The following is a 26,174-nucleotide window of genomic DNA, read 5'->3' as shown; positions in this document are numbered from 1 at the left end:
AACAAACCAATTTTCGAGGACCCAAGCGATGTCCAGCACCGTAGCCCAGCCCGGTAGCATTTTCGACGATGAAGAGGACGGCCTGTCCGGCTTCACCATCCTGGCCATTCTCGCCACGCTCCTGATGGTGTTCGCTCTGGTGGTCTACTACGCCTACCGCCAGGGCATGGCGACGGGGATCGCCGCCTCCGAGACGCTGCCTGCCGTGGTCGCCGACCCGACCCCGATCGCAGAGGACGTTCCTTTGACGGCCAACCGCGACGGCACCCGCCAGGAAGTCCAGGACCTTCTCGCCGGCAACTCTACTACCCGCACGGTGACCGAAGAGAACCCCTCGCGCGACGCCCTTAACGGCTACTCGGGCGCGCCGACGGCCGCTCGCCGTGAGCCGGTGCGGCAGGAGACCGTGGCCGAGCGGGCCTCGACCGCCTCCACGTCCGAGACCACCCAGCAGCGGCAAGCCTCCGAGCCGCCGCGGCAGAAGCCCGCCGTCGCCGCAGCCCAGACGCCGGTCCGCCAGGACCCTGTCGTCCGCACCGTCGAGCAGCGCCCCGCCGTCCAGCCGGTCCAGCAGCGCCCCGCACCGGCGGCCGCGGCCGCTGCGACCCATGTGGTCCAGGTCGGCGCCTTCGACAGCAACAAGGCGGCCCTCGACTACTTCGACAGCCTCGGCAGCCGCATGGGCGGGCTTCTCTCCGGCAAGAGCCCGGACATCCAAGTGGCCGAAGTGAAGGGCCGGACCTATCACCGCCTGCGCATCGGCCCCTTCACATCGAAGTCCGACGCCGACGCCTACTGCCGGAGCCTCAAGGCCAAGGGGCAGGACTGCCTGGTTCGCGGAGTTTAACGTGCGTTCGCGGCGCGACTCGTTCTAACTGAGCGGAACCGTCACACTGGGGGCAGCTTTGTTCGACGATCAGGTACCAGAGTTCGAGGAGGAGGCGGGGGCCTCCGATCCCACCGAGACCCTGATCCTCCGTCTCGAAGGCTATGAGGGGCCGCTCGACGCGCTCCTCGACCTCGCCCACCGCCAGAAGGTGGACCTGCGCGAGATCTCCGTCCTGGCCCTCGCCGAGCAGTATATCCGCTTTGTCGAAGAGGCGCGCTCGCGCAATCTGCAGCTCGCCGCCGACTACCTCGTCATGGCGAGCTGGCTGACCTATCTGAAGACCCGGCTTCTGCTGCCCAAGCAGGACGACGACGAGGAACTCTCCGGTGAGGAGATCGCCGAGCTTCTGGCCCACCGCCTGCGGCGCCTCGACGCCATGCGCAAGGCGGCAAGGGCGCTGACCGGGCGCAGGCTTCTGGGCCGTGACGTCTTCCCTCGCGGCGTGCGCGGCACCGAGGTGCGCCGCACCACCCACACGGCGGCCGAGCTCTACGACCTCCTCCAGGCCTACTCGGTGCAGCGCCTGCGCGCAGCCCCGCCGGAGAAGCGCGCCGACCCCATCCCGCTCCTGCGCATCGAAGAGGCCCGCGAGAAGCTGCGCGAGATTCTCAGCGCGAGCGAGGAGTGGCAGGAGATCGGCCGGATCGCCATGCCCAACCCCTTCCGTGCTCCGGAGGGCTCGGTGGTGGCCTCGACCTTCACCGCCGCCCTGGAGGCGGCCCGCGACGGCCAGTGCGAGGTCCGCCAGGACGAGGCCTTCGCCCCGGTCATGGTCAGGGCCGCGTCGTGAGCGAGCTCCACGCCGAAGACGAGCAAGCCTTCGAGGAGGCCGAGCTGGCGCTCGAGCCCGAAGCCCAAGGCATCGCCGAGGCTCAGCGCCTCCGCCGCATCGAGGCGCTCCTTTTCGCCTCGCCCGAGCCGCTCAGCGAGACCGTCATCGCCGACCGTGTGCCCGGAGGACCCGTGGCGCCGCTGCTGCAGGAGCTGCAGGGCCACTATCAGGACCGGGGCATTCACCTGCGCCAGGTCTCGGGCCGGTGGCAGTTCGTCACCGCCGAGGACTGCGCCCAGGTGCTGGTCACCCATCAGGAGACCACGCGAAAGCTCTCGCGGCCCGCACTCGAGACCCTTGCCATCATCGCCTACCACCAGCCCTGCAGTCGCGCCGACATCGAGGAGGTGAGGGGCGTCGCCGTCTCCAAGGGCTCCCTCGACCAGCTCATGCAGCTTGGCTGGGTGAAGATGCGCGGCCGCCGGGACGCACCGGGAAGGCCGCTCCTCTACGGCACGACGCCCGCCTTTCTCGAGCACTTCGACCTCGATACGGTGGGCGACCTACCGGGCCTCCAGGACCTCAAGGCCCAAGGCCTCCTCGAAGGGACGCTACCGCCCGGCTTCGACGTGCCGAGGCCCAGCGGTGAAGAGGGCGACGAGCTGGAAGAGGACGGCGAAGCGGCGTGAAGCCGTAGGATGGTCCCGGCCTCTCCGTGTCATCCCGGAAGCTCGCAGAGCTATCCGGGACCCATGAACTTGCCGCCTCGTTACAAGACTGACCGGTGAACGCGAGACTACCTATGGTCCATGGGTCCCGGCTCTCCGCTTCGCTACGGCCGGGATAACGGCGGGTACAAGTGGAATGGGAGCGGTTGCGCCACTAGCGTTCCCCTCACGCGCACTCTACATTGCGCGGAGTTCAGGTGGGGTGGATAGACATGCGGTGGGTTGTTCGGATCGTCGGGGGCTTGGCGGCTTTCGTTCTTTTGGTCGTCGTTCTGATCGCCGCCCTGCCTTGGTACGATGTGGCGACGGAGAAGGCGACGTCGGGTCCGTTCAGGGCCTATCTCGAAGCGCATGAGACCGTTCTCGATCCGGATGCTGCCGATCTGGGTCTGGTTTTGGCCGAGAATGACTACGAAGCCCGCTACATCATCCTGAGCGAGATGCACGGCTACGCGCTGCCGCAGCGCTTCGATGCCGGGCTGATGCAGCATCTTCAGGAGCGAGGTCCTGCGCGCTGGTACCTGGCGGAGATGACGCCGCGTGAGGCGATCGCCGCCAACCATTACCTCGATACGGGCGATGACACCTATCTGCGCGCCGTCTTCGACCGTTTCGCGGCGATGGAGGCCCAGTGGGGCAACCGCGAGTTCTTTGAGAAGTTCGAGCGCTTCCGCGCGATGCAGCAGGCTTGGCCCGAAGACAGATCCTTCCGCCTGATCGGTATCGACAAAGCGCGGCCGGACGAAGATGCGCTGCCGATGCCCAACAGGGGAGATGGCCCCGCCGCCGATCTGGGCTCGTTCCGCTCGGCCGATGCGATCAACCGTTCACTGATGGACCTGACGCACGCGGAAGACGCGGGCCGATACGCCGTGATGAAGGCCAACATGCGGGCGCTCGCGGCCATGCCCGGCTTCGAGGAGGCGAGGTTCGCGGGGCTCTGGGGCCTGTTCCACGGCTCGGAGACGCCCATCAACGGTGTGACGCCGCTGTCCATGTGGCTGCAGGACGATGCCGAGCCCTATGCCGGTGAGGTATTGACGATCTCCACCCTCTGCTTCGGCCAGTGCTTCAACATGATGCCCGCCTCCGCGCTGCCGAGCCAGCTACAAGGTCCGGAAGGGCAGGCCTATGTCTGGCTGCCTATGGAGGTGGAGAACCCTTACGCTCAGCGGGTGCGCGGGGCGGGGGAGATCATGGCGACGCTGGGAGAGGAGAGGGCCGCTCTCTACCCGATCGGCCTTGTGGGCTCGCCCTATCAGGAGGGGCGGCGCCTGACCGGGACGTCGGGCTACCTGACCTATGTGTTCCGTTGGGAAGCGGCGGGGAGCGGCGCGGATGCCATGGACTATCTTCTGGCCTATCGAGGCTCGCCCGGCCTGACCCCCTGGCAGGGCGAAGCCTACGACATCACGGGTGACGCCGGGTCAGCACCGATCATATTCGGCAGCGACCGCCATCGGTAAGATAGCTGCCTAGCTGCGCGGAGGTCCCTCGGGAACCTTCGCTTCGGTGTTGTGGTCGCTTTCCACGATCTGACGCTCGCCTTGGGCGTCGACCCGGTGGCCAGCGTGTAGGGCACGTCTACGGTGATCGAGGTACCGCCGGCGCCGGTGTTCACGTTCAGATCGGCGCCGAGCTTGGAGACCAGAGAGCGGACGATCTTGGCGCCGAGATTTCCCTAGGCCGGCCATTCTTTGTCCCGCAGGCCGACGCCGTCATCGGTGACGACGAGACGCAGAAGTCCGTTGGTCAGCGACTTCAGCCGCACATCCACCAGACCCTCCGGGCGGTCCTCGAAGGCGTGCTGGAGGACGTTGGAGAGGATTTCCGACGTCAACAGGCCGAGGGCGGCGGCGTCGTTGGTCCTCATGTAGACAGCCTCCGTATCGACGTTGAGGCGGACCGATTTGCGTCCGTCCAGGGCACCGACCGTGGCCGCGACAGGGCTGATATAGGCGCCCGCCGAGACGACGTCGTAGCTGCCCTTCTTGTCGACCTCGTGGGCGGAGAACTCGTCGTAGAGAAGGCTGAGCGATTCGACCTGCCGGGCCAGGATGTCATAGGTCTCGACGGGGTCGTCGTCCTGCTCCTGAAAGCGGATCATCGCCGCGACCATGCTCAGATGGTTCTTCACCCGGTGCTGGGTCTCCTGCAGGATGGCATTCGCCTCCTCGGCGGTGACGTTGGATATCTGTTGCTGGTCGGAGAGCTCGGTCTGAACGCCGATGAAGGCGAAGACCTCGCCCCTCGGATCGTGCACCGGTCCGATCATCAGCCGGTTGTAGAACTTCCGCCCGTCGGCCCGGTAGTTGACGATGTCGACGGCGCAGGACCGCCGGTTCTCGATGGCGCGGCGGAGTGTCTCCCTGGCCTTCTGGTCGCGGTTCTCACCCTGCAGAAAGCGGCAGTTCCTGCCGACCGCGAAGGTCGGGCTGTAGCCGGTCACTTCGGTGAAGGCCCGGTTGACGTAGACGATCGGGCAGTCCGGGCGGTTGGGATCGGCGATCACCATAGAGAGCGGCATGTGAGCGATCAGGTGCTGGGCCGTCTCCGCGGTGGGACCGCCCTCGCCGAATCCGAAATGTTCTTCCATCGTCCTGTCCTTCCTCGGGCGAGCCGTCGGTGGACAGCAAGGCGCAGCCAGGAGCCTGCGCCGGTCGCAGCGGCAAGGGCAGCCTGCGCGAGGCCGCTACCTTTACGCTTTGGTGAGACAGGGGGACGTCACGGCGCAGTCACAAGTTCCATCGAACGGCTGTTCAGCATTGCATCAAGGACTGCGCGGGTATCTTCATACTCCTGTGCTTGAACTATCGGGCGGGTAGCGTCAGGTAAGGCGCTGTTACGTCCGTTAGGGTAGGAGACTGACCCATGGTTCCCGGCTGGCTTCAGATCGCGCTCGTTCTTGTTCTCGTTCTTCTCCTGTTTGGCGGGCGGGGGCGTTTTTCCAACATGATGGAAGACCTGGCCAAGGGCCTCAAATCCTTCCGCTCCGGCATGGCTGACGAGGACAAGGAGGCCTCCACCGAGGCCAGCCGCGCCTCGCTGGAAGCGAAGAAGGAGGGCGCCGTCGAACCTGAGATCGTCGAGCCGAAGACGGAGCAGGCGAAGACCAAATGAGCCTCGTTCCGCAGCTAGGGCTGCCGGAGCTTCTGGTTCTCGCGGTTCTCGTGCTCCTCGTGGTGGGGCCGAAGGATCTGCCGAAGTTTCTCTACGGCGCCGGTCAGATGGTGGGGAAGGCCCGCCGCCTGGCCGACGAGTTCCGCGCCGGTCTCAGCCAGATGGCCCGCGAGGCCGAGATGGAGGAGATGCGGCAGGAGATCGAGAACCTGAAGAAGGCCTCGCCCACGGAGCAGATCAAGTCCGCCATGCGCGACCTCGAAGACGATGTGCGCAGCGCCACCGTGCCTGCGGCCCCTTCGCAGGCTGCGCCTCATACGGACGAAGACGAGCTCGATCATTTGCACGATGATGATGAGGACGATCTGACCGACCCTGAAGCGTCCGCCGAGGACGGGGAAGAGAAGGCGTCCTCCCATGGCTGAGGACACCCTGCCGCCCGACCTCATCGACGACGATGACGGCGCGAGCGTCATCGAGGACAGCCGCGCGCCGCTGATCGAGCACCTGACCGAGCTGCGCAACCGGCTGCTGATCGTGGTCGGCGTCCTGGCTGTGACCTTCGTGCTCTGCTTTCTGGTCAGCGCACCGCTCTACAACCTTCTGACGCTGCCCTACGTCACCGCGTTGGAGCAGGCCGGGCAGGAGGACGCGGTCCTCAACTACTTCCCGCTGGAGCTCTTCTTCGCGCAGGTGAAGCTCAGCTTCTTCGCGGCGCTGATGATCAGTTTTCCGATCACCGCCTATCAGCTCTACGCTTTCGTGGCGCCGGGCCTCTACAAGTCCGAGCGGCGGGCGATTCTGCCCTTCCTCTTCGCCATGCCGGTACTGTTCATCCTGGGCATCGCGCTGGTCCATCAGATGATCCTGCCCCTGGTGCTCGACTTCGCCCTCGGCATCGAGAACCGGGCGGAGGAGGGTGCGCAGGCGAGCTACAACCTCTTCGTCAAGGTGGGCGACTATCTCAACCTCGCCGTCTCGCTGATGATCGGCTTCGGCTTCGCCTTCCAGCTTCCCGTGGTGCTGATGCTACTCGGCCAGGCGGGGCTAATCGACGACAAGTTCCTGGTGAAGAACCGCCGCTACGCCATCGTGCTCATCTTCCTCGTGGCTGCCTTCCTCACGCCGCCGGATCCGATGAGCCAGATCGCACTGGGGGGCACGATCCTCCTCCTCTACGAGATCGCGATCTGGGGTGTGCGGTGGACCCAGCGGAAGAAGGCGGCATAGCCCGTTTTGTCCGAACGACCGCGGTGAGCGCGGCAGGAGCTTGAGGTGGTGAAGCGGTGAGAAAGCTGAACTTCGAGACCATCGGCTCGATCAGCGCGATCGTCGTGGCCGTGGCCTCGCTCTTCGTGGCGTGGGACGAGGCGCGGAGCGTGCGGCGACAGCAGGCGGCCTCCGTCCTGCCTATCGTCAAAATCGAGACACCGTTCAGGAACGACGACGAAGTCCGAAGCTTCCGAATCGAGGTGTCGAACGTCGGCATCGGCCCTGCCTTCATCGACCGGGGCCGAATCGCCTGGAACGGCGAAGAAGTGCGGACGGCGGAGGACCTCAAGTTCAACGTCGAGGACACGGCCGGGAAGGCGGAGTTCTGGACCGCACCGATCCAGGGTCAGGTGCTGGGCGGCGGCGACACGTTTCTCCTCTACGAGGTGAGCTGGGATCCCAATGCGGAAGGCGCGCAGGAGGCGGCTTTCACGACTGTCCAGACCCTACGAGAGGCGGTGGAGATCTCCGCCTGCTACTGCTCGGTCTACGACCGCTGCTGGCGGACCGGGATGAACCAGCTCGGCCGTCCCGAACGGGTGGGGCAGTGCTTGGGGGGCGAGTAGATAGAAGTTAGGCAGCTTGGTTTTTGCTGGCATTCGGCCTGCGGCGTTAGCACCGTAAGATAAAAGGCGTTTGTATCGCTCGCAAACAGGCGGAGACTTGCGTGTTAGTACCTTCCTCCCCCTCAGCCTACCGGCAGCTCCCCCTCGCCAATGCCGTGGCCTTCTCCGTCTACATTCGGTTCCCCGGACCGAATGTTTTTGCCTACGGCAAACCGACCACGAGGAGGGGGGAGCGACGTAGGGAGCGGCGCTGGTGCTGTGTTCCTCCCCTACGCCAGTGGGGGAGGTGCCCGAAGGGCGGAGGGGGCCACGTGTGTTCGCAAGAGGCACTAACGCTAAAAGAAAGTAGTGGATGAGCTTCAGCTCTACGCGCAGTGGCGGCACTGCAACTGCCTCTCCTTCCGGAAAAAGGCCAAAGGCTGCGCAGCGGGCTTCGGGTCAGGGCTTTCATATAGCAAGCTTCGCCTGCTACTCGCCCTCACTCGACATCATAGATGTCGATCTCTCCCGGAGGGAGAGATGAGTAAGCAACCAACTGAGGTGAAAGATTACTGACACCGCCGTTTGAAGGTGGCTCGCTATCGGAGAGTTGGATCGGTAACCGCGGTACCTATTCGCAAGGCAGCCAACAAAAAGGGCGGCCCGATCATCCAGGCCGCCCTTCATCGTGCGAATTCTCAGTAAACCCGCGAGCTTACGCAGCCTTCTTCCGGCTGGTTTTCTTCGCCGCTTTGCGGCCACCCTGGGTACCGAGGCCGATCTGCTTCGCGAACTCCGAACGGCGCTTGGCGTAGTTCGGCGCGACCATGGGGTAGTCGGCGGGGAGGTTCCACTTGCGGCGGTACTCTTCGGGGCTGAGATTGTACTGGGTGCGAAGGTAGCGCTTCAGCATCTTGAGCTGCTTGCCGTCTTCGAGGCAGACCAGGTAATCGTCGGTCACCGACTTCTTGACGGGAACGGCAGGCTTCTGCGGCGATTCTTCTTCTTTGGGGGCGGTGCCTAGATTATTAAGCGTTTGAAACGTGTTCGACAGAAGCTCTTGCAGTTGGTCGGCAGGGACTGAGTTGTTGCTGACGAACGCGGAGACGATGTCGGCGGTCAGCGCCAGAGTCTCGTGCTGATCCAGGACGTTCTCGCTGGTGTTTTCTTCGCTCATAGGTTTTCTTGAACTTCCTTAAGATTACCGAGCCGGTTGGCTCTCTACAGTCACTTGGATAACTGCGACTACTCGTAATTTATTTCGCTTAGGTAGATTTGCCAGTTACCACAAGAAGAAAAATAGTTTTTTCTGGCAGAAGCGTGTGACCCGATTAGGGGACAAACAGTAGTTGCATAGGGAAAAGAGGGCCGATCTGTCCCCTTTCCGTCGGCGCGAAGGCAGCGTAGGGACCGGTTTCCTCTACCTTTGCCGACGGCGGAAAGAATCACCATGAGCACTGCCAACGACCTCAGCGCCAGTCCCTTCACCTTCGAAGCGGGGCTGAAGAGTACCGATCCTGCACTGTTCGAGATGATGCAGAAGGAGCTGGAGCGGCAGCAGAAACAGATCGAACTGATCGCCTCGGAAAATATTGTCAGCCAGGCTGTCCTCGACGCGCAAGGCTCGGTGCTCACCAACAAGTACGCCGAGGGCTATCCGGGCCGCCGCTACTATGGCGGCTGCGAGTTCGTGGACGAGGTGGAGCAGCTCGCCATCGACCGGGCCAAGCGTTTGTTCGGCGCCGAGGAGGCGATCGTCCAGCCCCACTCGGGCAGCCAGGCCAACCAGGCGGTGTTCATGGCGCTGCTGAAGCCCGGCGAGAAGATCCTGGGCCTCGACCTGGCCGCGGGCGGCCACCTCACCCACGGCGCCAAGGTCAACCAGTCGGGCAAGTGGTTCGAGGCCGTCCATTACGGCGTCGGCGAGGAGGACCACCTCATCGACATGGACCGGGTGCGGGAGATCGCCCTGGCGGAGAAGCCGCAGCTCATCATCGCTGGCGGTTCGGCCTATAGCCGGGTCATCGATTTCGCTGGTTTCCGGAAGATTGCGGACGAGGTCGGCGCCTACTTCCTCGTGGACATGGCGCATTTCGCAGGCCTCGTGGCGGGCGGCCACTACCCCTCGCCGGTGCCCCACGCTCATGCGGTGACCTCGACCACCCACAAGACCCTGCGCGGCCCGAGGGGCGGTATCATCCTGACGAATGAGAAGGATCTTGCGAAGAAGTTCCGCTCGGCCCTCTTCCCCGGCCTTCAGGGCGGCCCGCTCATGCATGTCATCGCGGGCAAGGCGGCTGCCTTCGGCGAGGCGCTGACGCCGGACTTCAAGCTTTACACCAAACAGGTGATTGAGAACGCGAAGGCGCTGGCCGCGGTGCTGGTCGAGGCGGGCTACGCCGTGGTCTCCGGCGGGACCGACACCCATGTGATGCTGGTGGACCTCCGTCCCAAGGGCGTGAAGGGCAACGCGGCCGAGGAAGCGCTCGAGCGGGCGGGCATGACCTGCAACAAGAACGGCGTGCCGAACGATCCTGAGAAACCCACGGTGACGTCAGGCATCCGCCTGGGGACGCCCGCGGCCACCACCCGCGGCTTCGGCGTGGCCGAGTTCCAGGAGACCGGACGTCTGATCGCCCGCGTGCTGGACGGGCTCGCCGAGGGCGGGGACACGACGGCGCTTGAGGATGAGGTCCGCGGCGAGGTCGAAGCGCTAACCGGGCGGTTCCCGATTTACTGACGCTCCGCTTCCCTCCCCTTCAGCCTACCGGCAGCTTCCCCTCGGGGAGGGGAAGCGAGATAGAGGGCAACGCTGATTTCACTCCCTCCCCCATTCCATGGGGGAGGTGCCCGAAGGGCGGAGGGGGCTACCTCCTCAAACCAAACGTAAAAACGTCAGGGCGCGTATAATGCCCGCCATTGTCCATGTCGAAGCGGGCACGGAGGAGGTCCTGCTTGTCGATCTCCGCAACCAGGACCCCGTCCTCACCGTAAAGCGGTCCGGCCAGAACCTCACCCATGGGTGAGACGATCATGCTACCGCCGCGGATCAGCACCGTGTCTTGACTATTGCCCTGCACCGCTTCGTAACCGGGCACATCGATCTGTCCACGGCGTAGATGCTGGCAGGCGGAGAGGACGAAACTTCTCGTCTCTAGTGCTATATGCTGCATGGTGGGTAGCCAGACATCGCGGTCGTCCACGGTCGGCGCACAGTAGAAATTAGGGGCCTGCGCTGCGTAGTGAGCGCGCAGGAGCGGCATGTAGTTCTCCCAGCAGATCGCTGAGCAGGCCTTGCCGACCGAAAGCTCCGGCACCGGAAGGTCGGCCGCGCTGCCCCGGCCCCAGACGCAGCGCTCCAAGGCGGTAGGGACCAGTTTACGGTGGATGCCCTTGATCTCTCCGTTCCGCTCGAAGAAAACGGCGGAGCAGTAGAGCGTTCCGCCTTCGCGTTCGATCAGGCCGAGGCATACGGCAACACCTTCCTCGGCTACCACTGCGCTCAGCTCACGGAAGGTCTCGTCGCCGCGTACGGGGCAGCTTTCGGCGTAAAGGCGGAACATCTCACGGCCCTCATCGCTGCGGGAGCCGAGCCGCAAGCCGAAATCGATGCCCTTGGGATAGCCGCCGATGAAGGCTTCGGGGAAGACCACGAGCTCGGCGCCGGAGGCCTTGGCCTCAGTCAGTATCTCACCGAAGCGCTCGATCGTGCCGCGAAGGTCGAACATCGGCCCCGCCCCCTGGGCCACGGCGACAATGTGTTTGCTCATGCTGGCGCTCCCTGGTTTGGAGCATCTTCGAACAGAAGCGCCCGAGTGATACAAGTCGGCGGCGCACGGTTTGCACCCGCCTTCGGCTTTGCTAGCGGAGGGCTTTGCCTTCGGAGCGCCCCCATGACCGACCAGACCCGCCCCACCTGTCTTGCCGTCTTCGGCGGCTCCGGTGTCTATGAGATGCCCGGCCTGACCATCGAGGAGGAAAGGGAGGTGGAGACGCCCTGGGGCAGCCCCTCGGCGCCGGTGACCATCGGTGAGCTGAACGGCGTGAGGGTTCTCTTCCTGTCGCGCCACGGCAAGGGGCACACGGTTCCGCCCTCGGGCCTCAACGCGCGCGCCAATATCGCGGCGGCCAAGATGCTAGGCGCCACAGATGTGCTCAGCCTGTCCGCCTGCGGATCGTTCAAGGAGGAGCTGGCGCCTGGCCATTTCGTCGCGGCGGACCAGTTCGTGGACAGAACGAAGGGCCGGCCTTCGAGCTTCTTCGAGGAGGGCTGCGTGGCCCATGTGTCGATGGCGCACCCCGTTTGCTCTCGCCTGTCGGAGGAAGCGGCCAAGGCTGCTGAGGCAGCGGGGACCAAGGTGCACCGGGGCGGCACCTACCTCGCCATGGAGGGGCCGCAGTTCTCGACCCTTGCGGAGAGCGAGCTCTACAGAGCTTGGGGGATGGACATCATCGGCATGACCGCCATGCCTGAGGCGAAGCTGGCGCGGGAGGCGGAGCTCCCCTACGCGATCCTCGGCATGGTGACGGATTACGACTGCTGGCACGAGGACCACGGCGCGGTGGATGTGGCCTCGGTCCTAGCGATCCTCGCCAAGAACCGGGTTCACGCGCAGAAGACGGTGGACGAGATCACCAAGCTGATTGGCCCCGAACGTACGCCGTGCCCGGACGGTATCGAGACCTGCCTCGACTACGCGATCGTGACGCCGAAGGAGGCGCGTGACCCTGAGGTGGTGAAGAAGCTGAAGGCGGTGGCGGGGCGGGTGCTTTAGGCGCAACGGTACTTGTACGTCATCCCGGAAAGCCTTCAGGCTTATCCGGGATCCACAGACCGCTCGTATCTACTAGTGAAGAGGTTGGTCCATGGGTCCCGGCTCTCCGCTTCACCACGGCCGGGATGACGCCTGACGACACTTGAGACGATCTACGTTCATTCAGGAAAGGGCGTAGCACCAATGCCCATATTCAGTGCTGGTGCCCCCTCCCAGGAGCCAACCCTCTCACCGGCAGCTCGACCGTCTGCGACCGTCCGCTCTCGAAGGTTAGGGTGACCTCGCGGCTCTCCCCTTCCTTCATCGCCTCGTCGATGCCGATCAGCATGAGGTGCTTTCCGCGGGGCTCCAGCACGAGGGGTTCGCCGGGCGAGACTTCGAAGCCCTCGACCCGGCGCATGCGGTTGATGCCGTCCTCTTCGAAGGAGATGTGCATCTCCGTGCGCGCCACACCCTCGACGCTGACGCCGGTGAGGATGTCCGCCTCCTCGACCTCGACGGTCAGGTAGCCCGCCGTCATCCCCGCCCCTTCGGCGGGTAGGCGGATAAAGCCCTCTTGCGCTTCACCCTGAGCGTTTGTGTCCTCAGCGCTGCATGCGACGAGAAGGAGGGAGGCAGCGAAGATCAGAACGAGGTGACGCATGGGGGCTTCCTTAGGAGGGCTGTTGACGCGCCCCCTAGGACACCCCATCCCCGTTGCAAACCGAAAGCCGAACGCCGCCGAAAGGAGCCGCCCATGCAGTCCCAAGAGATCGAACGCCTTCAGGTCTATCTCCGCCAGCGCTTCAACGACGAGAGCCTCACCGTGCGCGGCCGTCCCAACAAGGAGGACAGCGCCGAGGTCTATGTCGGCGAGGAGTTCATCGGCGTCCTCTCCCGCGACGACGAGGACGAGGACCTCTCCTACGACTTCCACATGGCCATCCTCGACGTCGACCTCGACACCATTGGCAACGCGTAGGAGCTTCGAGGCGGACAAGGCGGCTCTCGCCCGCTGCCGCCACTGCGAGCGCGTGGGGCTGATCCCCGAGGCGAGGCCGATCTTCCAGCTCCCCGAGGGCGCGCGGATCGGCATCTTTAGCCAAGCGCCGGGCAACCTCGCGCACCGGGGCGGCAAGCCGTTTCTCGACCCCTCGGGGGTCAGGCTTCGCGCCTGGCTCGGAGTGGACGAGGCGCAGTTCTATGACAGCGGGCGGTTTGCCATTGCGCCGATGGCGTTTTGCTTTCCCGGTTATGACGGCACCGGGCCGACGGGACGGGGAGGGGATTTGCCGCCCCCCAAGGTCTGCGCAGAGATCTGGCGTGAGCGTATCCTGCGGCATCTCGAAGGTAAGCTGAAGCTGGCCCTGCTGATCGGCAGCTACAGCCAGAACTGGCACTTAGCGGGCCAGCGCCGGAAGACACTGACCGAGACCGTGCGTGCGTGGAGGGACTATCCGCGCGATCCGGTGACCGGGGCGAAGCTCTACGTCCTGCCTCATCCGAGCTGGCGCAACACGGCGTGGCTTAGGAAGAACCTCTGGTTCGAGGAGGAGGTGCTGCCGGAGCTGCAAAGGGATGTGCGGGCGGCTTTGTGAGCAAACTTCACACCGTCATCCCGGCCGCAGCCCAAAGGGCGAAGAGCCGGGACCCATGGACCTACTATTTCAATGAGTGAGCAAGTCCGGTCCATGGGTCCCGGATAAGTACTGCGTACTTTCCGGGATGACGGCGCTGGAAGCGGGGACTTAATTCAAAACCGGACGCGGTCCGCCCTCGGCAACCCATGCGTCGATCCGCTCTTCCAGCACAGGGATAGGCGCGCCGCCGCCCCGCAGCACCTGGTAGTGGAAGGCGGCGACGTCGAAGTCCTCGCCGAGCGCTGCTTCGGCTTCGCGGCGGAGCTGCTGGATCTTCAGCATGCCGAGCTTGTAGCCTAGGGCCTGACCGGGCCAGACCGAGTAGCGCTCGATCTCGATGGCGACGCCCGACGGCTCCATGCCCGCGTTCTTAACCATGTAGTCGATGGCCTCCTCGCGGCTCCACTGTTTGTGGTGCATGCCCGTATCGACCACCAGGCGCACGGCGCGGAAGAGCTCGTCCCGCAAACGGCCCAGGTCGCCGTAGGGATCGTCCTCGTAAAGACCGATCTCCTCGGCGAAGCTTTCGGAGTAGAGCGCCCAACCCTCGACGAAGCCGTTGGTGGAGGCTTCCTGACGCACACGGAGGGGGGTGTCCTTCTCGTCCGTCGCCAGAGCGAGCTGGAAGTGGTGTCCGGGGACGGCCTCGTGATAGGTGAGGGTGGGCAGGGAGAACTTGGGCTGTGTCGCCGTGTCGCGCAAATTGATGAAATAGCGGCCCGGACGGGAGCCATCCTCGGCCGGGGAGTTGTAGTAGCCGCCGGGTGCGCCCTGTTCGGCATATTCGGGCACGCGGACGACCTCGACGGGGCTCGACGGAGTGACGAGGAAGTAGTCGCCCATCACCTCCTCCGCCTTGGCGGCAAGGTCGCGGACATAGGCGAGAAGCTCCTCGCGGCCCTCATCGGTGTTCGGAAAGACCTGGTCCGGGTCGGCGGTCAGGGCCGAAAGCCGCTGGCCGACCCTGCCTTCGGTGAGGCCGATCTGCTCGAACAGAGCGCCCATATCCTCATGGATACGCGCGACTTCCGAAAGGCCGATATCGTGGACCTCTGACGGTGAGAACTCGGTCTCGCCGTTCACCTTGACGAGTGCCGCATAGAGCTCGCCGCCGCGGGGCAGGTCCCAGATACCGGCGTCATGGACCGCTTGCTCTTCGAAGCTGCGGAGGGTCTCGATCAGCGCCTCATAGGCCGGTAAGACGGAGGTTTCGACGGCGCCCACGGCGCGCTCTACGAACTCCTCGGCACCTTCGACATTCATGCCTTCGAGCGCGCCGCGCAGATGGGTGACCAGCACGTTCTCCACCGGGTCCCCCTCGATGAAGCGGGCGGCATTGGCGATGGCGCCGGTGATCGCGTAGTCAGGGGGCAGAACGCCCGCGGCGGCGTTGGCCTGGAAGATCTCGATCTCGCCCTCGAAGACCTCGTAGAAGAGGTCGAGGCGTGAGAGATAGGCCTCCACATCGTCCGCCGTCTCCAGCTTGTGCACATTGGTCATGAACTGCGGCAGGTTCACGTGCACGCCGAAGATCTGGGTGATGTTGTAGGGGCTGTAGTAGTTGAACGGGTCGAGGACATAGCCCGCCGCATCGGCCACGGCGTAGGCCTCCGTGACGGCCTCGCTCTTGGCGAGCATGACCTTGTAGGCTTCCTGGTTGGCGGGGCTCAGCTCGCTGATGTCGATGCGGCCCAGGCGCTCTTCCATCCGTTCGGAAGCCGCGCGGCGTTCCTCCACTCCGGCGAGGCCTGGGGTCTCGAAGCGGTCCTTATAGCGCCCGCCCGCCTCTTCGTCGGTGATGGCAGCCTGGCTCGCAGCCGAAGGGCGGAGGCGGAAATACTCGCGGGAGCTCTCCTCGATGATGAGGTCGAAGCTCTCATCGGCGCTGCGGATGTCGCTGTCGGCCTGGCTCTGGGCGGCAGGGGTCTCCAGGGTTTCGCCGCCGGGGGCCACAGGCTCCCGTTCTTCGCTGCTGCAGGCGGCGAGCAGCGCGGCGCTGCTGACGGCTGCGAGAAGGAAGCGAAGCGAGGACGAAGCGGACATGGACGGACTCCCGATCGGTTAACGCCCCCGCTTGGCGGGAAGTGCGGTGCATCGCAAGGGCTGGGGCCGTTGCCGCTAGCGCCTCCCTCTCCCGCCCGGCGGGAGAGGGACCGAGGGTGAGGGTGTTCTAAGCGCTATGTTTCCCACTGGGCGGGGCAGGACGGCTTCGCTGAAGCCCTCACCCAAAGCCTTGCTGAAGCAAGCCTTTGACCTCTCCCGTAAACGGGAGAGGTAACCACCCGCTTCCATTGTCCCCACACCTTCCCCTTAGCCCCCAACTTGAACACCACCCTCCGAACCTCCATTTCTCGTGAGGCGTTGCCGAAATGGGACGCCGGATTTCACGATGCTCAAGAGAGGTCGCTATGCAATTTGAGAACTTCACCGACCGCGCACGCGGTCTCATCCAGGCTGCCCAGACGATTGCCGTCCGGGAAAGCCACCAGCAGATCACCCCCCACCACGTCCTGAAGGCGCTTCTGGACGACAGCGAGGGGCTGGCTTCCAACCTCATCAGAAAGGCCGGCGGCGATCCCGCCGCGGCGCTGCAGCTCTCCGACCAGGCGCTGTCCAAGCTGCCCCAGGTCGAGGGGCAGGGCGCGCAGACCTATCTTGCCCAGGATACCGGCAAGGTGCTCGCCCGTGCCGAGGAGATCGCCAAGAAGGCGGGCGACAGCTTCGTCACAGCCGAGCGGCTGCTCGTGGCCCTCGCCATGGAGGGCTCGGCCAAGGACGCGCTCGCCAAGGCTAAGGTGACGCCGCAGAACCTCAACGCCGCCATCAACGACATCCGCAAGGGCCGGACCGCCGACAGCGCGTCGGCCGAGCAAGCCTATGACGCCCTCAAGCGCTACGCCGCCGACCTCACCGAGAGGGCGCGGGAGGGCAAGCTCGACCCCATTATCGGGCGCGACGAGGAGATCCGCCGCTCGATGCAGATCCTCTCTCGGCGGACCAAGAACAACCCCGTCCTCATCGGTGAGCCCGGCGTCGGTAAGACCGCCATCGCGGAAGGCCTCGCTCTGCGCATCGTCGATGGCGACGTGCCGGAGAGCCTCAAGGACAAGAGCCTTCTCAGCCTCGATATGGGCTCGCTGATCGCGGGCGCGAAATATCGCGGCGAGTTCGAGGAGCGGCTGAAGGCCGTCCTGCAAGAAGTGCAGGCCGCCGATGGCGGCATCATCCTCTTCATCGACGAGATGCACACGCTGGTCGGCGCGGGCAAATCCGACGGCGCGATGGATGCGTCGAACCTTTTGAAGCCTGCGCTGGCTCGCGGCGAGCTGCATTGCATCGGCGCGACGACCCTCGATGAGTACAGAAAGCATGTGGAGAAGGACGCGGCGCTCGCCCGCCGTTTCCAGGCGGTCTTCGTCAGTGAGCCGAGTGTGGAGGACACGGTCTCCATCCTGCGCGGCCTCAAGGAGAAGTACGAGCTGCACCACGGGGTGCGCATCTCCGACGGCGCGATCGTGGCGGCGGCGCAGCTCTCCAACCGCTACATCACCGACCGGTTCCTGCCGGACAAGGCCATCGATCTTGTGGACGAGGCGGCTTCCCGCCTGCGCATGGCGGTGGATTCGAAGCCCGAGGAGCTCGACGCCCTCGACCGGCAGATCATTCAGATGAAGATCGAGCGCGAGGCGCTCCTCAAAGAAGAGGATGCGGCGTCCAAGGACCGTCTGTCCACGCTCGAAGCCGAGCTGGCGGAGCTGGAGCAGGAATCCGCCGAGCTGACCACGAAGTGGGAAGCCGAGCGCCAAGCGCTTGCCTCTGCCACCGAACTAAAGGAGCAGCTCGACCGTCTGCGGGCGGAGCTGGCTGATGCCGAGCGCACCGGCGATCTGGGTCGTGCGTCCGAGCTCAAATACGGTCGCATCCCTCAGGTGCAACGCGAGATCGAGGAGGCCCAGGCCCGCGATCCCGGCGACCTGGTTCAGGAAGTTGTGGACGGCGACGCGGTGGCCCAGGTGGTCTCCCGCTGGACCGGCATCCCCGCCGCCAAGATGCTGGAGGGCGAACGCGACAAGCTCTTGCAGATGGAGGAGCAGCTCCATGCCCGCGTGGTCGGCCAGGACGAGGCGGTCACCGCCGTCTCCGCCGCCGTGCGCCGTGCGAGGGCGGGTCTGCAGGACCCCAACCGCCCTCTCGGCAGCTTCCTCTTCCTCGGCCCGACCGGGGTCGGCAAGACCGAGCTGACCAAGTCCCTGGCCAGCTTCCTCTTCGATGACGACCAGGCGATTCAGCGGATCGACATGTCCGAGTACATGGAGAAGCACGCGGTCAGCCGCCTGGTCGGCGCGCCTCCGGGCTATGTCGGCTATGAGGAGGGCGGCGTTTTGACCGAGGCCGTCAGGCGTAGGCCGTATCAGGTCGTCCTGTTCGACGAGGTGGAGAAGGCGCACCCTGACGTCTTCAACATCCTCCTCCAGGTGCTGGACGAAGGCCGTCTGACCGACAGTCAGGGCCGGGTGGTGGATTTCCGCAACACGCTGATCATCCTGACCTCGAACCTCGGGGCGGAGTTCATGACGGCGCTGGGCGAGGATCAGGAGGTGGAAGCTGTCCGTCCGCAGGTCATGGACGCGGTGCGCGCCGCCTTCCGGCCTGAATTCCTCAACCGCCTTGATGAGATCATTCTTTTCTCCCGCCTCAAGCGGGAGCAGATGGGGGGGATCGTCGATATCCAGATGGCTCGCCTCGAAAAGCTCCTCGCCGAGCGCAAGATCGAGATCGAGCTCGACGACAAGGCGCGGGACTGGCTCGCGGCGGCGGGCTACGATCCGGCCTTCGGCGCCCGGCCCTTGAAGCGGGTGATCCAGAAAGCGGTCCAGGACCCCCTCGCCGAGGCGATCCTGTCCGGCGAGGTACGGGACGGCAGCACGCTGAGGCTCTCCGCCGATGAGGAGGGTCTCTTGCTCGACGGCAAGCCCATGCGCTCGCGTGAGGCGTTTCGCCTCGGGGGTGAGCAGGCTTCGTCCATGAGGACGCCCGAGAGCCGTCTGATCAACTGAAACGGCCGTCTTCCCAGGCCGGTAAGCATGAAAACAAGGGCGGCGAGCAAGGCCTCGCCGCCCTGGCTTGTGTCTCGTCATGGGACGGAACATCCTTGAACGCACCGTTTTGCAAGGGTTGCTGCGCTGCGGCAAGGAAGCCTTCAACGTCCTTTACCAAGTCTTACCCGACTAGTTCTCTGTCTTTCGATGCTTCTAGACGGTAACTTAACTCGTCTCTCCTAAACACTGCCAATCGCCGGAAGGGGGTTCCGGCTTTTGTGGAGAGAGCTATGAGCAAAACCAAGAACGCTGCTCGCGCTTCGATTCCTGCTGCAGCAGCGGCAGTCTTCCTGGGATCGATGAGCTTCGGCACGGCCTTCGCTGAAGAGCCTGCCATCATCAAGGCCATTGCGCCTGACTATCCGCGTGCTGCGGAACGCCGTGACCTCGAAGGCCACGTCATCGTCAGCATCGACGTGGACGGCAGCGGCGCGGTCACCGCGGTGAACGTCGTGTCGGCGGAGCCGGCGGGCATTTTCGAAGGCGCAGCCACCCGCGCGGTGCAGCGCTGGAAGTTCGAGGCTGGCAAGCCGGCAACCGGCATTGTCAAAAAAGTCGCCTTCAAGATGGAAGGCTGATCGGTCCGTCATAGGACCAACAAAGAGAGAGCGGGCTGGGGCAGATGAAGCGATTTACAACGATCCGGGCAAGACTGTTGAGCGGGCTGACCGCTTCGGCGCTCTTGCAACTTGTGACCCTGGCCGTGGCGGTGGTGGCGCTGTTCACCACCCTCGATGCCGTGCGCCAGGTCAGCATGAAGAAGCTGCCCCAGACCACTCTCGCTAGCAACCTCGCCGCCGTCTCCGAAAGGATGAGCGACGATGTTGGTAGACTGACTACTGCCGAGAACGACATCGTCCGTGAGGAGAGCTACAACGCCTTCCGCGACCGCTTCGACAGCTCGGCCTCCATCGTTGGCGGGCTCGATGCCGACATCGCCAGCGAAAGCCATCTGATCAGCCTGGAAGAGGCGAGGACCTCGCTTTTGGGCGCCGCCCGTTCGGTGAACGATGCGCGCGCCTCCTTCTTGTCCCTCCAGACCCAGCGCCGTGAGTTGAGGGAAGATGCCTCCGAGCTGCGCACCGGCCTCCAGGACAGCGTCGAGGACGCCATTGACGGCGCCTCCGGCGCGGATGTGGAGACCCTTCTTCGCCTGGGGCTGTCCGCCAACTTCCTCGCTACTCTTTACGCGGATGTAGCCGTCGCTGGCACCACCAACGACATCGCGGCGCTGGAGAGCACCTATTTCGACTATGCGGACGACATCCGCATCAACATCGCCATTCTGAAGGACGCAGCCACCCCGGCGGTGCGCGACTTCGCCACGCGCTTCCTGGCCGTGGGCGAAGAGGGCGGCATCTTCGCCGTGCGCCAGGGCGAGCTCGAAGCCGCTGCGGCGGCCGAGGTCGCCAAGGCCAAGGCTGAAGCCGCGGTCGTCCGTCAGAGCGAGGCGATCGCCCAGCTTCTCAGCGACATCTCGACCAGCGCGTCGGCTGCTGCGGGACGCACGCTGAACACCGTCGAGACCAACTCCATGATCCTTTCCGTGCTGACCGTCGTCAGCCTGGGGATGGCCGTATGGCTCGCCTATTTCTACGTCCACAGAGGGATTCTTCGCCGCATGGACGGTCTGTCCGCGGTGATGGACAAGGTGGCCGAGGGCGATCTCAGCTCGAAGCCCGAAGGCCTCAAGGTCCAGGACGAGATCGGCACCATGGCGAGGGCACTGGAGATCTTCCGCGAGAACGCCATCAAAGCCGAAGAAGTCAACAAGGAGATGCTAGCCGCCCAGGAAGCCGCCCTCGAAGCGGAGCGCCGGGAGCGCGAGGCTGCCGAGCAGCGCCGTGTGGCCGAGGCGAAGGCTGAGAAGGAGCGCCGTGAGGCCGAAGAGCGCGCTCGTGCCGAGCGCGAGGCTGCTGCCGAGCGTGAGCGCCAGCTCAAGGAGGAAGCGGCTCAGCGCGAGATGGAAGAGCGCGAGCGCCAGCGCGAGCGTGAGGCCGAGGCCGAGCGTCAGCGGATGGAAGAAGAGGCCCGCCTGATGCGCGAGAAGGCGGAGGCCGAAGAGCTCGCCCGCCAGGAGCGCGAAGCCGCCGCCGAACGCCAGCGCCAGGAAGAAGAGCGCCGCCGCCAGGAGAAGGCCGAGGCCGAAGAGCGGGAGCGCCAGCTCAAGGAAGAGGCCGCCGAGCGCGAGCGCATCGCCGAGAAGAAGCGCCAGGAGGCCGAAGCCAAGGCCCTGCGCGAGAAGGCGGAGGAAGAGAAGCGCCGCCTCGAAGAGCGCGCCGAGGCCGAACGCCGCGCCCAGGAAGAGCGCGAGGCCGCTGCCGAGCGCCAGCGCCAGCAGGAGATCGAGGCGCAGGAGCGGGCCGAGGCGGAACGCCGGGCGATGATCCAGAAGCTCGGCTCCTCCATTGGCGAGGTGGTCCGTGCGGCCCAGGCCGGGGACTTCTCCAAGACCGTCGAAGCCGATTTCGACGACGAGGAGCTGAACGATCTTGCCCAGAACCTGAACTCGCTGGTCGAAACGGTGAAGGGCGGCCTTGAAGAGACGATCTTTGTCTTGAGGGCGCTGCAGGACTCCGACCTGACCCAGCGGGTGCAGACGGATTTCGACGGCGCGTTTGCCGAGCTGAAGGACGGGGTGAACTTCTCCGCCGACGGCCTGCGCAACGTGCTTCTCAACCTGCGCCAGACCTCGACCAAGGTCGGCAGCTCGCTCGGTGAGCTGATGGCCTCGGTGGACGAGCTTTCCTCGCAGACCTCCACCCAGGCCGCGACCCTAGAGGAGACCTCCGCGAGCCTTCAGAGCTTCACCAACACGGTCGAGCAGACTGCCAAAAGGACTTCTGAGATGCGCGAGGGTGCACGGACGACCCAGGCCAGGGCCGAAGAGGGCGGCGAGGTCATGACCCGCGCCAACGAGGCGATGGACCGGGTGGCCAAGTCCTCCAAGAAGGTGACCGAGATCACCTCCGTGATCGAATCGATCGCCTTCCAGACCAACCTTCTGGCGCTCAACGCTTCGGTCGAAGCCGCAAGAGCCGGGGAAGCGGGCAAGGGCTTCGCCGTGGTGGCGTCGGAGGTGAGGAACCTCGCTCAGTCCACCGCCAACGCGTCCAAGGAGATCGGCCAGCTCATCGGTCAGTCCAATGAGGAGATCAAGGGCGGGGTGGAACTCGTTAGCAAGGCTGCCGACGACCTCAAGATCATCGTCGAGGAGGTGGCAGGCAATGTCGCCCTGATCGACGAGATCAGCCAGGCGACCGACAGCCAGAACCTGACCCTGCGCGAGATCAACGCCGCCATGGCCGACCTCGACAGGCTCACCCAGGGCAACAACACCCTGGTCGACCGCAACAACCACGCCATCGGCGAAGCCAAGCACGAGTTCGACCAGCTCGACCGCGTGGTCGCAGGCTTCAAGCTCGACGGTACCGTGACCACCGCAACCTATACCACGGAACAGGACGCAGCTTAGAAGCCGCTAGGGCGTCTTCTAAGCTGATCGGGGGAAGCCCGGCTGGTTCGCCAGCCGGGCTTTATTTTGGCGTTGGTCTCTTTTTCAAACGCGAGCAGCCCCCTCCGCCCTTCGGGCACCTCCCCACTCGCGTAGGGAAGGGAAGCAGAACCAACGCCGCTCACTTCTTCGCTCCCCCTCCCAGAGGGGGAGCTGCCGGTAGGCTGAGGGGTAGGAGCGAAGAACGCTCACGCATCCGTCTGCTTGCAAACGATGTAAACGCCTCATCTTCGTAAATGAAATTTACCGCAGTGTCGCGGGCACGACCTTGCCGAACTTGCGCTTGGCGAAGGCCATGGCCTTGGCGCGGCCCAGGATGCCGAGGCTGGCGAAGGCGAAGGCTGCGCCCTGCAGGAGAAGCGCGGCGGTCTCCTGGCTGCCCATGGTCTGGTCCCACATCATCAGCGCCTCCTGACCGCTCCGTCCGCTGACGGTGGCGAGGATGACGAGGCCGATGGTCTGAAGGCGGCGGAGGAGGGCGGCGCCGAGCGTGCTGATGGACCAGCCGAGGCTCATCAGCACCGCGTTGCCCTTGGCCAGCCACTCATCGAGGCTCTCGGGCATGCGGTACTCGCCGACGGGGACGGAGAGAACGTCGTTTAGGACCTGCAGGTCCTCGGGCACGTGGCGGCCGAAAGCCTCCTTGGCCATGCCGGTGTACTCGGCAAGGCTCATGCCCTCATTGCCCAGGAGCACGGAGGCCACGAAGGTCGTGCCCGCGAAATAGAGCATGGCGCCCTGAAAATCCGAACGGTCGAAGGCCATCGTCCACTACCCTTTGCCCAGTTCCTTCCACGTGCCTAACGCTTTGCTAACTCTTTCGTTCCCGACCCCCATTGTGGTTACGCAGGGCGCCTCTACATCCACACCTGGCTCATTACCGGGAGATGCGATCATGGCTGAGACGAAGACGGCAGTGCTGGCGGGCGGCTGTTTCTGGGGCATGGAGGAGTTGATCCGGAACCAGCCCGGCGTGGTGAAGACGCAAGTTGGCTATGCGGGCGGAGCGCTCGACAACCCGACCTACAACGATGTGAAGACCGGCCGCACTGGCCATGCGGAGGCGGTGGAGATCACCTACGACCCTTCCGTAATGAGCTATGAGAAGCTGCTGCGCTGGTTCCTCCAGATCCACGATCCGACCACCAAGGACCGCCAGGGCAACGACCGCGGCAGCCAGTACCGCTCGGCCATCTGGTACGCCGATGACGAGCAGAAGGCCGCAGCCGAGCGGGTGATCGGTGAGGTCGAGGCCTCGGGCAAATGGCCTGGCCCCGTGGTCACCGAGCTGGGCCCCGCCGGCCCCTTCTGGCGGGCAGAGGAGTTTCATCAGGACTACCTGCAGAAATACCCCAACGGCTATACCTGCCACTATGTCCGGCCCGACTGGACCCTGGACGACGCGGCGGCTTGAACCGGCGTAGGGCGGAACGCGAAGCTTTCCGCCGCGCAGGCGCCAGCTCTTCGAACGGCGGATGGCTTCGCAATCCGCCCTACACCACGAAGCGGTCGCCACCCTTCAGCGTTCTGAGCACTGCGATCCTTGCCGAGATCGTCGCCAGCCCGCCTAGAAGAAGAGGTATCGTCAGCAGCCAAAGCGCCGTGCTCGCGTCGATCGAGAAGGCGGGCAGGAAGCCGCCTGCATCGTCGGTGACCACGGCGAGGAACTTGGTGGCGAGCCAAGCCAGGAGCGCGCCGCCTGCGCCGCCCAGCGCGCCCAGCGCCAGGTAGCGGTTGCCGATCTGGCGGGCGATGAACCCGTCCGTGGCGCCCACAAGGTGAAGCACTTCCACGACGCCCCGATGGGCTGCGAGGCCTGCCCTGGCCGCGAAGACGATCACGGCGGAGGCAGCTAGCACCACGAGCACGAAGGCGAGGAAAGCGAGGCTCCTTAGACGGCCTGCGGCGGCGATCAGCTCGTCGGTCCAGGCGCTGTGGTCGTTGAGGCTGGAGAGGGGCACGGCTTCGGCCAAAGCCTCGCGCAAGGGCTCGAGATCGCGGCGCAGCTCGTGGGTGACGTCGCCGGTGATGAGGGCGGGGAGGGGGAGCTCCTCGGGCAGGTTGCCGCTGCCGAGCCAAGGTTCGAGAAGCGCCTCCGCTTCTTCGCGAGGGAGGCGGGTCACATTGCTCATGCCGTCCGTCGAGCGGAGGAGGGAGATCACCTCCTCCGCTCCGGTCTCGATCTCCTCCGGCGTCATGCCGCGGACCTGCACGGTGACCGTGCCCGTCAGCTCGCCCGACCAGCCGTCCACGGCAGCGTCCACGGCGAAGAAACCGGTGAGGGCGATCCCAGCGAGGAAGGCGAGCACGCCGATGACCAGGGCGAGAGAGATGCCGCTCACCCCGCTGCCTGGAATGATCGGCGTGTTGCCGGAGCGAACGCCGGGGCCGGTCTCTTCGGTCTCGCTCATTGCGCCGCCCCCGCCACTGCCTGGGGCTCGTCCTGGATGGGGGCGTGGAGGTTCACCTGGCCGTCCTTCAAACGGAGAATCGGCTGTTTGAGACCGCGCACCAGCCCTAGGTCATGGGTCGCCACCACGACGGCCGTGCCGAGGCGGTTGAGCTCCAGAAGGAGCCGCATGATCTTCTCGCCCATCACCGGGTCCACGTTCCCTGTGGGCTCGTCGGCGAGGATGAGGTCGGGCTTGCTGACCAGCGCCCTTGCCAGGGCGACGCGCTGCTTCTCGCCGCCTGACAGCACGGTGGGCTGCGCGTCGATGCGGTGCGCGAGCCCCACCCAGCTTAAGAGTTCCACAACGTCATCGCGATAGTTGTTGGGACTGACGCCGAGCACCCGCATCGGCAGCGCCACGTTTTCGAAGGCGGTGAGATGGTCGAGAAGACGAAACTCCTGGAACACGACGCCGATGCGGCGGCGCAGTTTCGGCATCTCGTCGGCGGGCATGGCGCTGAGATCGTGGCCGAACACTTCGACGCTCCCCGAGGTGGGTCGGTGGGCCGCGTAGATCAGCTTGAGAAGGCTGGTCTTACCCGCACCCGAGGGGCCGGTGAGGAAGCGGAAATCTCCCGTGCCGAGGCTCATCCTCGTGCCGCGCAGCACATCGCGCTCACCGTCATAGGTGAGGTGGACGTCGTCGAAACTGACAATGGGCTGGGAGGGGTCGGACTGCATCGGCCCCGTTTGCCCGCTTTCGGAGGTGAAGTGCAATGACTCTTCCCGCGTGGCGAGAAGATCGCCCTCAACAAAGCTCCAAACCCCGCCGCCGTGCCAAGCTCCGCGACGCCGAGGACCTGGCAGGTTTGCGTGACCGCTCGTCTTCGCCCGCCAACCAGCTTCTCGCCATGGTCGAGGCGGCAGCGGAGCGCGGCGGGCTTCACCGCCAGGCTGCTAAACCGGCAGCGGATGAACGCGCTCCGAAGACCCGCAAGCGGCTGGCCAGCCTTCTCCTCGGCTGGTCCTGCGCCATCATGGCGGCGAGCGTCGGCTACCTCGCCTATGAGACGCTGAAGCCCGCCGAGATGGTCGCCGCCGAGCTTCTGCCGGGCCTCGATTTCTCCGGCGTCACGAGCCGCTACGTCCAGTCGAGCGAAGGCCCCGCCGTGGAGCTCTCCGGCGTGGTCCGCAATATCGGCGAGGAGATGGTGGAGCCCGAGGTGACGATCCAGCTCGCCGGTACGCGGGTGGCGGTGGAGGAGCAGCTCCGCCTTGGCACGGCGAGCCTCCCCCCCGGCGCCGAACGACCCTTCACCGTGCGGGCGCTGCTGCCCGAGGGTACGAGGACCGTGCGTCTCCTGAGCCCCAAGGAGCCCAGCGTTCCGGCCCTCGACATGCCGATGGTGTCGCCTGGTTGGACGGCTGGCGGCGGGTTTTAGGAGTTTC

The 26,174-nt window shown here is 65.1% G+C and carries 25 protein-coding genes; 17 read left to right on the top strand and 8 right to left on the bottom strand.

The genetic code is table 11. From position 1 onward, the window contains the following. Positions 1–28: 28 nt before the first annotated feature. The 4 genes from NOG11_RS04090 (at position 29) to NOG11_RS04075 (ending at position 3,855) form a co-directional block, all read left to right on the top strand. On the top strand, positions 29–847 hold the full coding sequence (locus tag NOG11_RS04090) for an SPOR domain-containing protein (RefSeq protein ID WP_256618408.1): 819 nt from the start codon (positions 29–31) through the stop codon (positions 845–847). A 58-nt stretch (positions 848–905) separates the two neighbouring features. Continuing rightward, positions 906–1,679 carry a segregation and condensation protein A gene (locus tag NOG11_RS04085; RefSeq protein ID WP_256618407.1) on the top strand — a complete coding sequence of 258 codons (774 nt, stop codon included), beginning with the start codon at positions 906–908 and terminating at the stop codon, positions 1,677–1,679. After that, entirely contained in the window at positions 1,676–2,350 is a 675-nt protein-coding gene (scpB, locus tag NOG11_RS04080) for an SMC-Scp complex subunit ScpB (RefSeq protein ID WP_256618406.1), read from the top strand. Before NOG11_RS04085 ends, scpB begins: the two co-directional genes overlap by 4 nt. 251 nt (positions 2,351–2,601) lie before the next feature. Beyond that, on the top strand, positions 2,602–3,855 hold the full coding sequence (locus NOG11_RS04075) for a hypothetical protein (protein ID WP_256618405.1): 1,254 nt from the start codon (positions 2,602–2,604) through the stop codon (positions 3,853–3,855). Between the two features lie 215 nt (positions 3,856–4,070). Here the strand turns inward: NOG11_RS04075 and NOG11_RS04070 are convergent, their stop codons facing one another. Next, positions 4,071–4,985 (bottom strand): PAS domain-containing protein, encoded by a 915-nt coding sequence (locus NOG11_RS04070; protein ID WP_256618403.1) that lies wholly within the window; start codon positions 4,983–4,985, stop codon positions 4,071–4,073. Between the two features lie 275 nt (positions 4,986–5,260). Here NOG11_RS04070 and NOG11_RS04065 point away from each other — a divergent pair, with 275 nt between their 5' ends. The 4 genes from NOG11_RS04065 to NOG11_RS04050 are packed head-to-tail and all read left to right on the top strand — an operon-like array spanning position 5,261 to position 7,347. Continuing rightward, a complete protein-coding gene (locus NOG11_RS04065) occupies positions 5,261–5,509 on the top strand; it encodes a twin-arginine translocase TatA/TatE family subunit (protein ID WP_256618402.1) in 249 nt (82 codons plus the stop codon). Beyond that, entirely contained in the window at positions 5,506–5,934 is a 429-nt protein-coding gene (gene tatB / locus NOG11_RS04060) for a Sec-independent protein translocase protein TatB (protein ID WP_256618401.1), read from the top strand. The genes NOG11_RS04065 and tatB overlap by 4 nt, the downstream gene beginning before the upstream one ends. After that, on the top strand, positions 5,927–6,739 hold the full coding sequence (gene tatC / locus NOG11_RS04055) for a twin-arginine translocase subunit TatC (protein ID WP_256618399.1): 813 nt from the start codon (positions 5,927–5,929) through the stop codon (positions 6,737–6,739). Before tatB ends, tatC begins: the two co-directional genes overlap by 8 nt. Positions 6,740–6,795: 56 nt before the next feature. Then, positions 6,796–7,347, top strand: coding sequence for a hypothetical protein (locus tag NOG11_RS04050; RefSeq protein ID WP_256618398.1), 552 nt, complete (start codon positions 6,796–6,798; stop codon positions 7,345–7,347). Positions 7,348–8,041: 694 nt separating this feature from the next. Here the strand turns inward: NOG11_RS04050 and NOG11_RS04045 are convergent. Further along, the gene (locus NOG11_RS04045; RefSeq protein WP_256618397.1) at positions 8,042–8,503 is read right to left on the bottom strand and encodes a Ros/MucR family transcriptional regulator; all 462 of its coding nucleotides are present in this window, start codon (positions 8,501–8,503) and stop codon (positions 8,042–8,044) included. Between the two features lie 273 nt (positions 8,504–8,776). On the opposite strand from NOG11_RS04045, the gene glyA reads away from it, so the two are divergent. Then, positions 8,777–10,066, top strand: a complete 1,290-nt coding sequence (gene glyA, locus NOG11_RS04040; protein ID WP_256618394.1) for a serine hydroxymethyltransferase — start codon at positions 8,777–8,779, stop codon at positions 10,064–10,066. A 127-nt stretch (positions 10,067–10,193) separates the two neighbouring features. Here glyA and NOG11_RS04035 read toward each other — a convergent pair whose 3' ends face one another. Further along, positions 10,194–11,096, bottom strand: a complete 903-nt coding sequence (locus NOG11_RS04035; protein ID WP_256618391.1) for a carbon-nitrogen hydrolase family protein — start codon at positions 11,094–11,096, stop codon at positions 10,194–10,196. 123 nt (positions 11,097–11,219) lie between these two features. On the opposite strand from NOG11_RS04035, the gene NOG11_RS04030 reads away from it, so the two are divergent. Beyond that, positions 11,220–12,101: an S-methyl-5'-thioadenosine phosphorylase gene (locus tag NOG11_RS04030; protein ID WP_256618390.1), complete on the top strand. Its 882-nt coding sequence runs from the start codon at positions 11,220–11,222 to the stop codon at positions 12,099–12,101. A gap of 193 nt (positions 12,102–12,294) precedes the next feature. On the opposite strand, the gene NOG11_RS04025 is transcribed toward NOG11_RS04030, so the two are convergent. Continuing rightward, entirely contained in the window at positions 12,295–12,744 is a 450-nt protein-coding gene (locus NOG11_RS04025) for a copper chaperone PCu(A)C (RefSeq protein WP_256618386.1), read from the bottom strand. A 93-nt stretch (positions 12,745–12,837) separates the two neighbouring features. On the opposite strand from NOG11_RS04025, the gene NOG11_RS04020 reads away from it, so the two are divergent. Together NOG11_RS04020 and NOG11_RS04015 are read left to right on the top strand one after the other, a co-directional pair. Next, positions 12,838–13,062: a DUF3126 family protein gene (locus tag NOG11_RS04020; RefSeq protein ID WP_256618385.1), complete on the top strand. Its 225-nt coding sequence runs from the start codon at positions 12,838–12,840 to the stop codon at positions 13,060–13,062. Next, complete coding sequence (locus NOG11_RS04015) at positions 13,049–13,678, top strand: uracil-DNA glycosylase family protein (RefSeq protein ID WP_256618384.1); 630 nt, start codon at positions 13,049–13,051, stop codon at positions 13,676–13,678. The genes NOG11_RS04020 and NOG11_RS04015 overlap by 14 nt, the downstream gene beginning before the upstream one ends. 150 nt (positions 13,679–13,828) lie before the next feature. Here NOG11_RS04015 and NOG11_RS04010 read toward each other — a convergent pair whose 3' ends face one another. Next, a complete protein-coding gene (locus NOG11_RS04010) occupies positions 13,829–15,763 on the bottom strand; it encodes a DUF885 domain-containing protein (protein WP_256618382.1) in 1,935 nt (644 codons plus the stop codon). A 365-nt stretch (positions 15,764–16,128) separates the two neighbouring features. Between NOG11_RS04010 and clpB the strand changes: the two genes are divergently transcribed. The 3 genes from clpB (at position 16,129) to NOG11_RS03995 (ending at position 22,294) form a co-directional block, all read left to right on the top strand. After that, positions 16,129–18,777: an ATP-dependent chaperone ClpB gene (gene clpB, locus NOG11_RS04005; RefSeq protein WP_256618380.1), complete on the top strand. Its 2,649-nt coding sequence runs from the start codon at positions 16,129–16,131 to the stop codon at positions 18,775–18,777. Positions 18,778–19,049: 272 nt separating this feature from the next. Beyond that, positions 19,050–19,397: a TonB family protein gene (locus NOG11_RS04000; RefSeq protein ID WP_256618379.1), complete on the top strand. Its 348-nt coding sequence runs from the start codon at positions 19,050–19,052 to the stop codon at positions 19,395–19,397. A gap of 44 nt (positions 19,398–19,441) precedes the next feature. After that, positions 19,442–22,294: a methyl-accepting chemotaxis protein gene (locus NOG11_RS03995; RefSeq protein ID WP_256618378.1), complete on the top strand. Its 2,853-nt coding sequence runs from the start codon at positions 19,442–19,444 to the stop codon at positions 22,292–22,294. Positions 22,295–22,576: 282 nt separating this feature from the next. Here NOG11_RS03995 and NOG11_RS03990 read toward each other — a convergent pair whose 3' ends face one another. After that, complete coding sequence (locus tag NOG11_RS03990; protein WP_256618377.1) at positions 22,577–23,098, bottom strand: hypothetical protein; 522 nt, start codon at positions 23,096–23,098, stop codon at positions 22,577–22,579. Between the two features lie 130 nt (positions 23,099–23,228). Here NOG11_RS03990 and msrA point away from each other — a divergent pair, with 130 nt between their 5' ends. Beyond that, positions 23,229–23,747 (top strand): peptide-methionine (S)-S-oxide reductase MsrA, encoded by a 519-nt coding sequence (gene msrA, locus NOG11_RS03985; RefSeq protein WP_256618376.1) that lies wholly within the window; start codon positions 23,229–23,231, stop codon positions 23,745–23,747. 79 nt (positions 23,748–23,826) lie between these two features. Here msrA and NOG11_RS03980 read toward each other — a convergent pair whose 3' ends face one another. Next, positions 23,827–24,744 (bottom strand): cell division protein FtsX, encoded by a 918-nt coding sequence (locus tag NOG11_RS03980; protein WP_256618375.1) that lies wholly within the window; start codon positions 24,742–24,744, stop codon positions 23,827–23,829. Next, on the bottom strand, positions 24,741–25,466 hold the full coding sequence (gene ftsE / locus NOG11_RS03975) for a cell division ATP-binding protein FtsE (protein WP_256618374.1): 726 nt from the start codon (positions 25,464–25,466) through the stop codon (positions 24,741–24,743). Before ftsE ends, NOG11_RS03980 begins: the two co-directional genes overlap by 4 nt. Before the next feature lie 35 nt (positions 25,467–25,501). On the opposite strand from ftsE, the gene NOG11_RS03970 reads away from it, so the two are divergent. Next, positions 25,502–26,167 (top strand): hypothetical protein, encoded by a 666-nt coding sequence (locus NOG11_RS03970; RefSeq protein ID WP_256618373.1) that lies wholly within the window; start codon positions 25,502–25,504, stop codon positions 26,165–26,167. The last annotated feature ends 7 nt before the right edge of the window (positions 26,168–26,174 follow it).

The sequence above is a fragment of the Parvularcula maris genome (assembly GCF_024505085.1).
GTDB lineage: Bacteria > Pseudomonadota > Alphaproteobacteria > Caulobacterales > Parvularculaceae > Parvularcula > Parvularcula maris.
Note: the sequence above shows the minus strand (reverse complement) of the source record. Positions and strands in the feature narration are given on the sequence as shown.

What these genes read in the sequence shown, in the direction of transcription:
- NOG11_RS04090 (WP_256618408.1), top strand. Translation starts at nt 29, where the DNA reads ATGTCCAGCACCGTAGCCCAGCCCGGTAGCATTTTCGACGATGAAGAG.
- NOG11_RS04075 (WP_256618405.1), top strand. Translation starts at nt 2,602, where the DNA reads ATGCGGTGGGTTGTTCGGATCGTCGGGGGCTTGGCGGCTTTCGTTCTT.
- NOG11_RS04070 (WP_256618403.1), bottom strand. Translation starts at nt 4,985, where the DNA reads ATGGAAGAACATTTCGGATTCGGCGAGGGCGGTCCCACCGCGGAGACG.
- NOG11_RS04065 (WP_256618402.1), top strand. Translation starts at nt 5,261, where the DNA reads ATGGTTCCCGGCTGGCTTCAGATCGCGCTCGTTCTTGTTCTCGTTCTT.
- tatB (WP_256618401.1), top strand. Translation starts at nt 5,506, where the DNA reads ATGAGCCTCGTTCCGCAGCTAGGGCTGCCGGAGCTTCTGGTTCTCGCG.
- tatC (WP_256618399.1), top strand. Translation starts at nt 5,927, where the DNA reads ATGGCTGAGGACACCCTGCCGCCCGACCTCATCGACGACGATGACGGC.
- NOG11_RS04045 (WP_256618397.1), bottom strand. Translation starts at nt 8,503, where the DNA reads ATGAGCGAAGAAAACACCAGCGAGAACGTCCTGGATCAGCACGAGACT.
- glyA (WP_256618394.1), top strand. Translation starts at nt 8,777, where the DNA reads ATGAGCACTGCCAACGACCTCAGCGCCAGTCCCTTCACCTTCGAAGCG.
- NOG11_RS04035 (WP_256618391.1), bottom strand. Translation starts at nt 11,096, where the DNA reads ATGAGCAAACACATTGTCGCCGTGGCCCAGGGGGCGGGGCCGATGTTC.
- NOG11_RS04030 (WP_256618390.1), top strand. Translation starts at nt 11,220, where the DNA reads ATGACCGACCAGACCCGCCCCACCTGTCTTGCCGTCTTCGGCGGCTCC.
- NOG11_RS04025 (WP_256618386.1), bottom strand. Translation starts at nt 12,744, where the DNA reads ATGCGTCACCTCGTTCTGATCTTCGCTGCCTCCCTCCTTCTCGTCGCA.
- NOG11_RS04020 (WP_256618385.1), top strand. Translation starts at nt 12,838, where the DNA reads ATGCAGTCCCAAGAGATCGAACGCCTTCAGGTCTATCTCCGCCAGCGC.
- NOG11_RS04010 (WP_256618382.1), bottom strand. Translation starts at nt 15,763, where the DNA reads ATGTCCGCTTCGTCCTCGCTTCGCTTCCTTCTCGCAGCCGTCAGCAGC.
- clpB (WP_256618380.1), top strand. Translation starts at nt 16,129, where the DNA reads ATGCAATTTGAGAACTTCACCGACCGCGCACGCGGTCTCATCCAGGCT.
- NOG11_RS04000 (WP_256618379.1), top strand. Translation starts at nt 19,050, where the DNA reads ATGAGCAAAACCAAGAACGCTGCTCGCGCTTCGATTCCTGCTGCAGCA.
- NOG11_RS03995 (WP_256618378.1), top strand. Translation starts at nt 19,442, where the DNA reads ATGAAGCGATTTACAACGATCCGGGCAAGACTGTTGAGCGGGCTGACC.
- NOG11_RS03990 (WP_256618377.1), bottom strand. Translation starts at nt 23,098, where the DNA reads ATGGCCTTCGACCGTTCGGATTTTCAGGGCGCCATGCTCTATTTCGCG.
- msrA (WP_256618376.1), top strand. Translation starts at nt 23,229, where the DNA reads ATGGCTGAGACGAAGACGGCAGTGCTGGCGGGCGGCTGTTTCTGGGGC.
- NOG11_RS03980 (WP_256618375.1), bottom strand. Translation starts at nt 24,744, where the DNA reads ATGAGCGAGACCGAAGAGACCGGCCCCGGCGTTCGCTCCGGCAACACG.
- ftsE (WP_256618374.1), bottom strand. Translation starts at nt 25,466, where the DNA reads ATGCAGTCCGACCCCTCCCAGCCCATTGTCAGTTTCGACGACGTCCAC.
- NOG11_RS03970 (WP_256618373.1), top strand. Translation starts at nt 25,502, where the DNA reads ATGACTCTTCCCGCGTGGCGAGAAGATCGCCCTCAACAAAGCTCCAAA.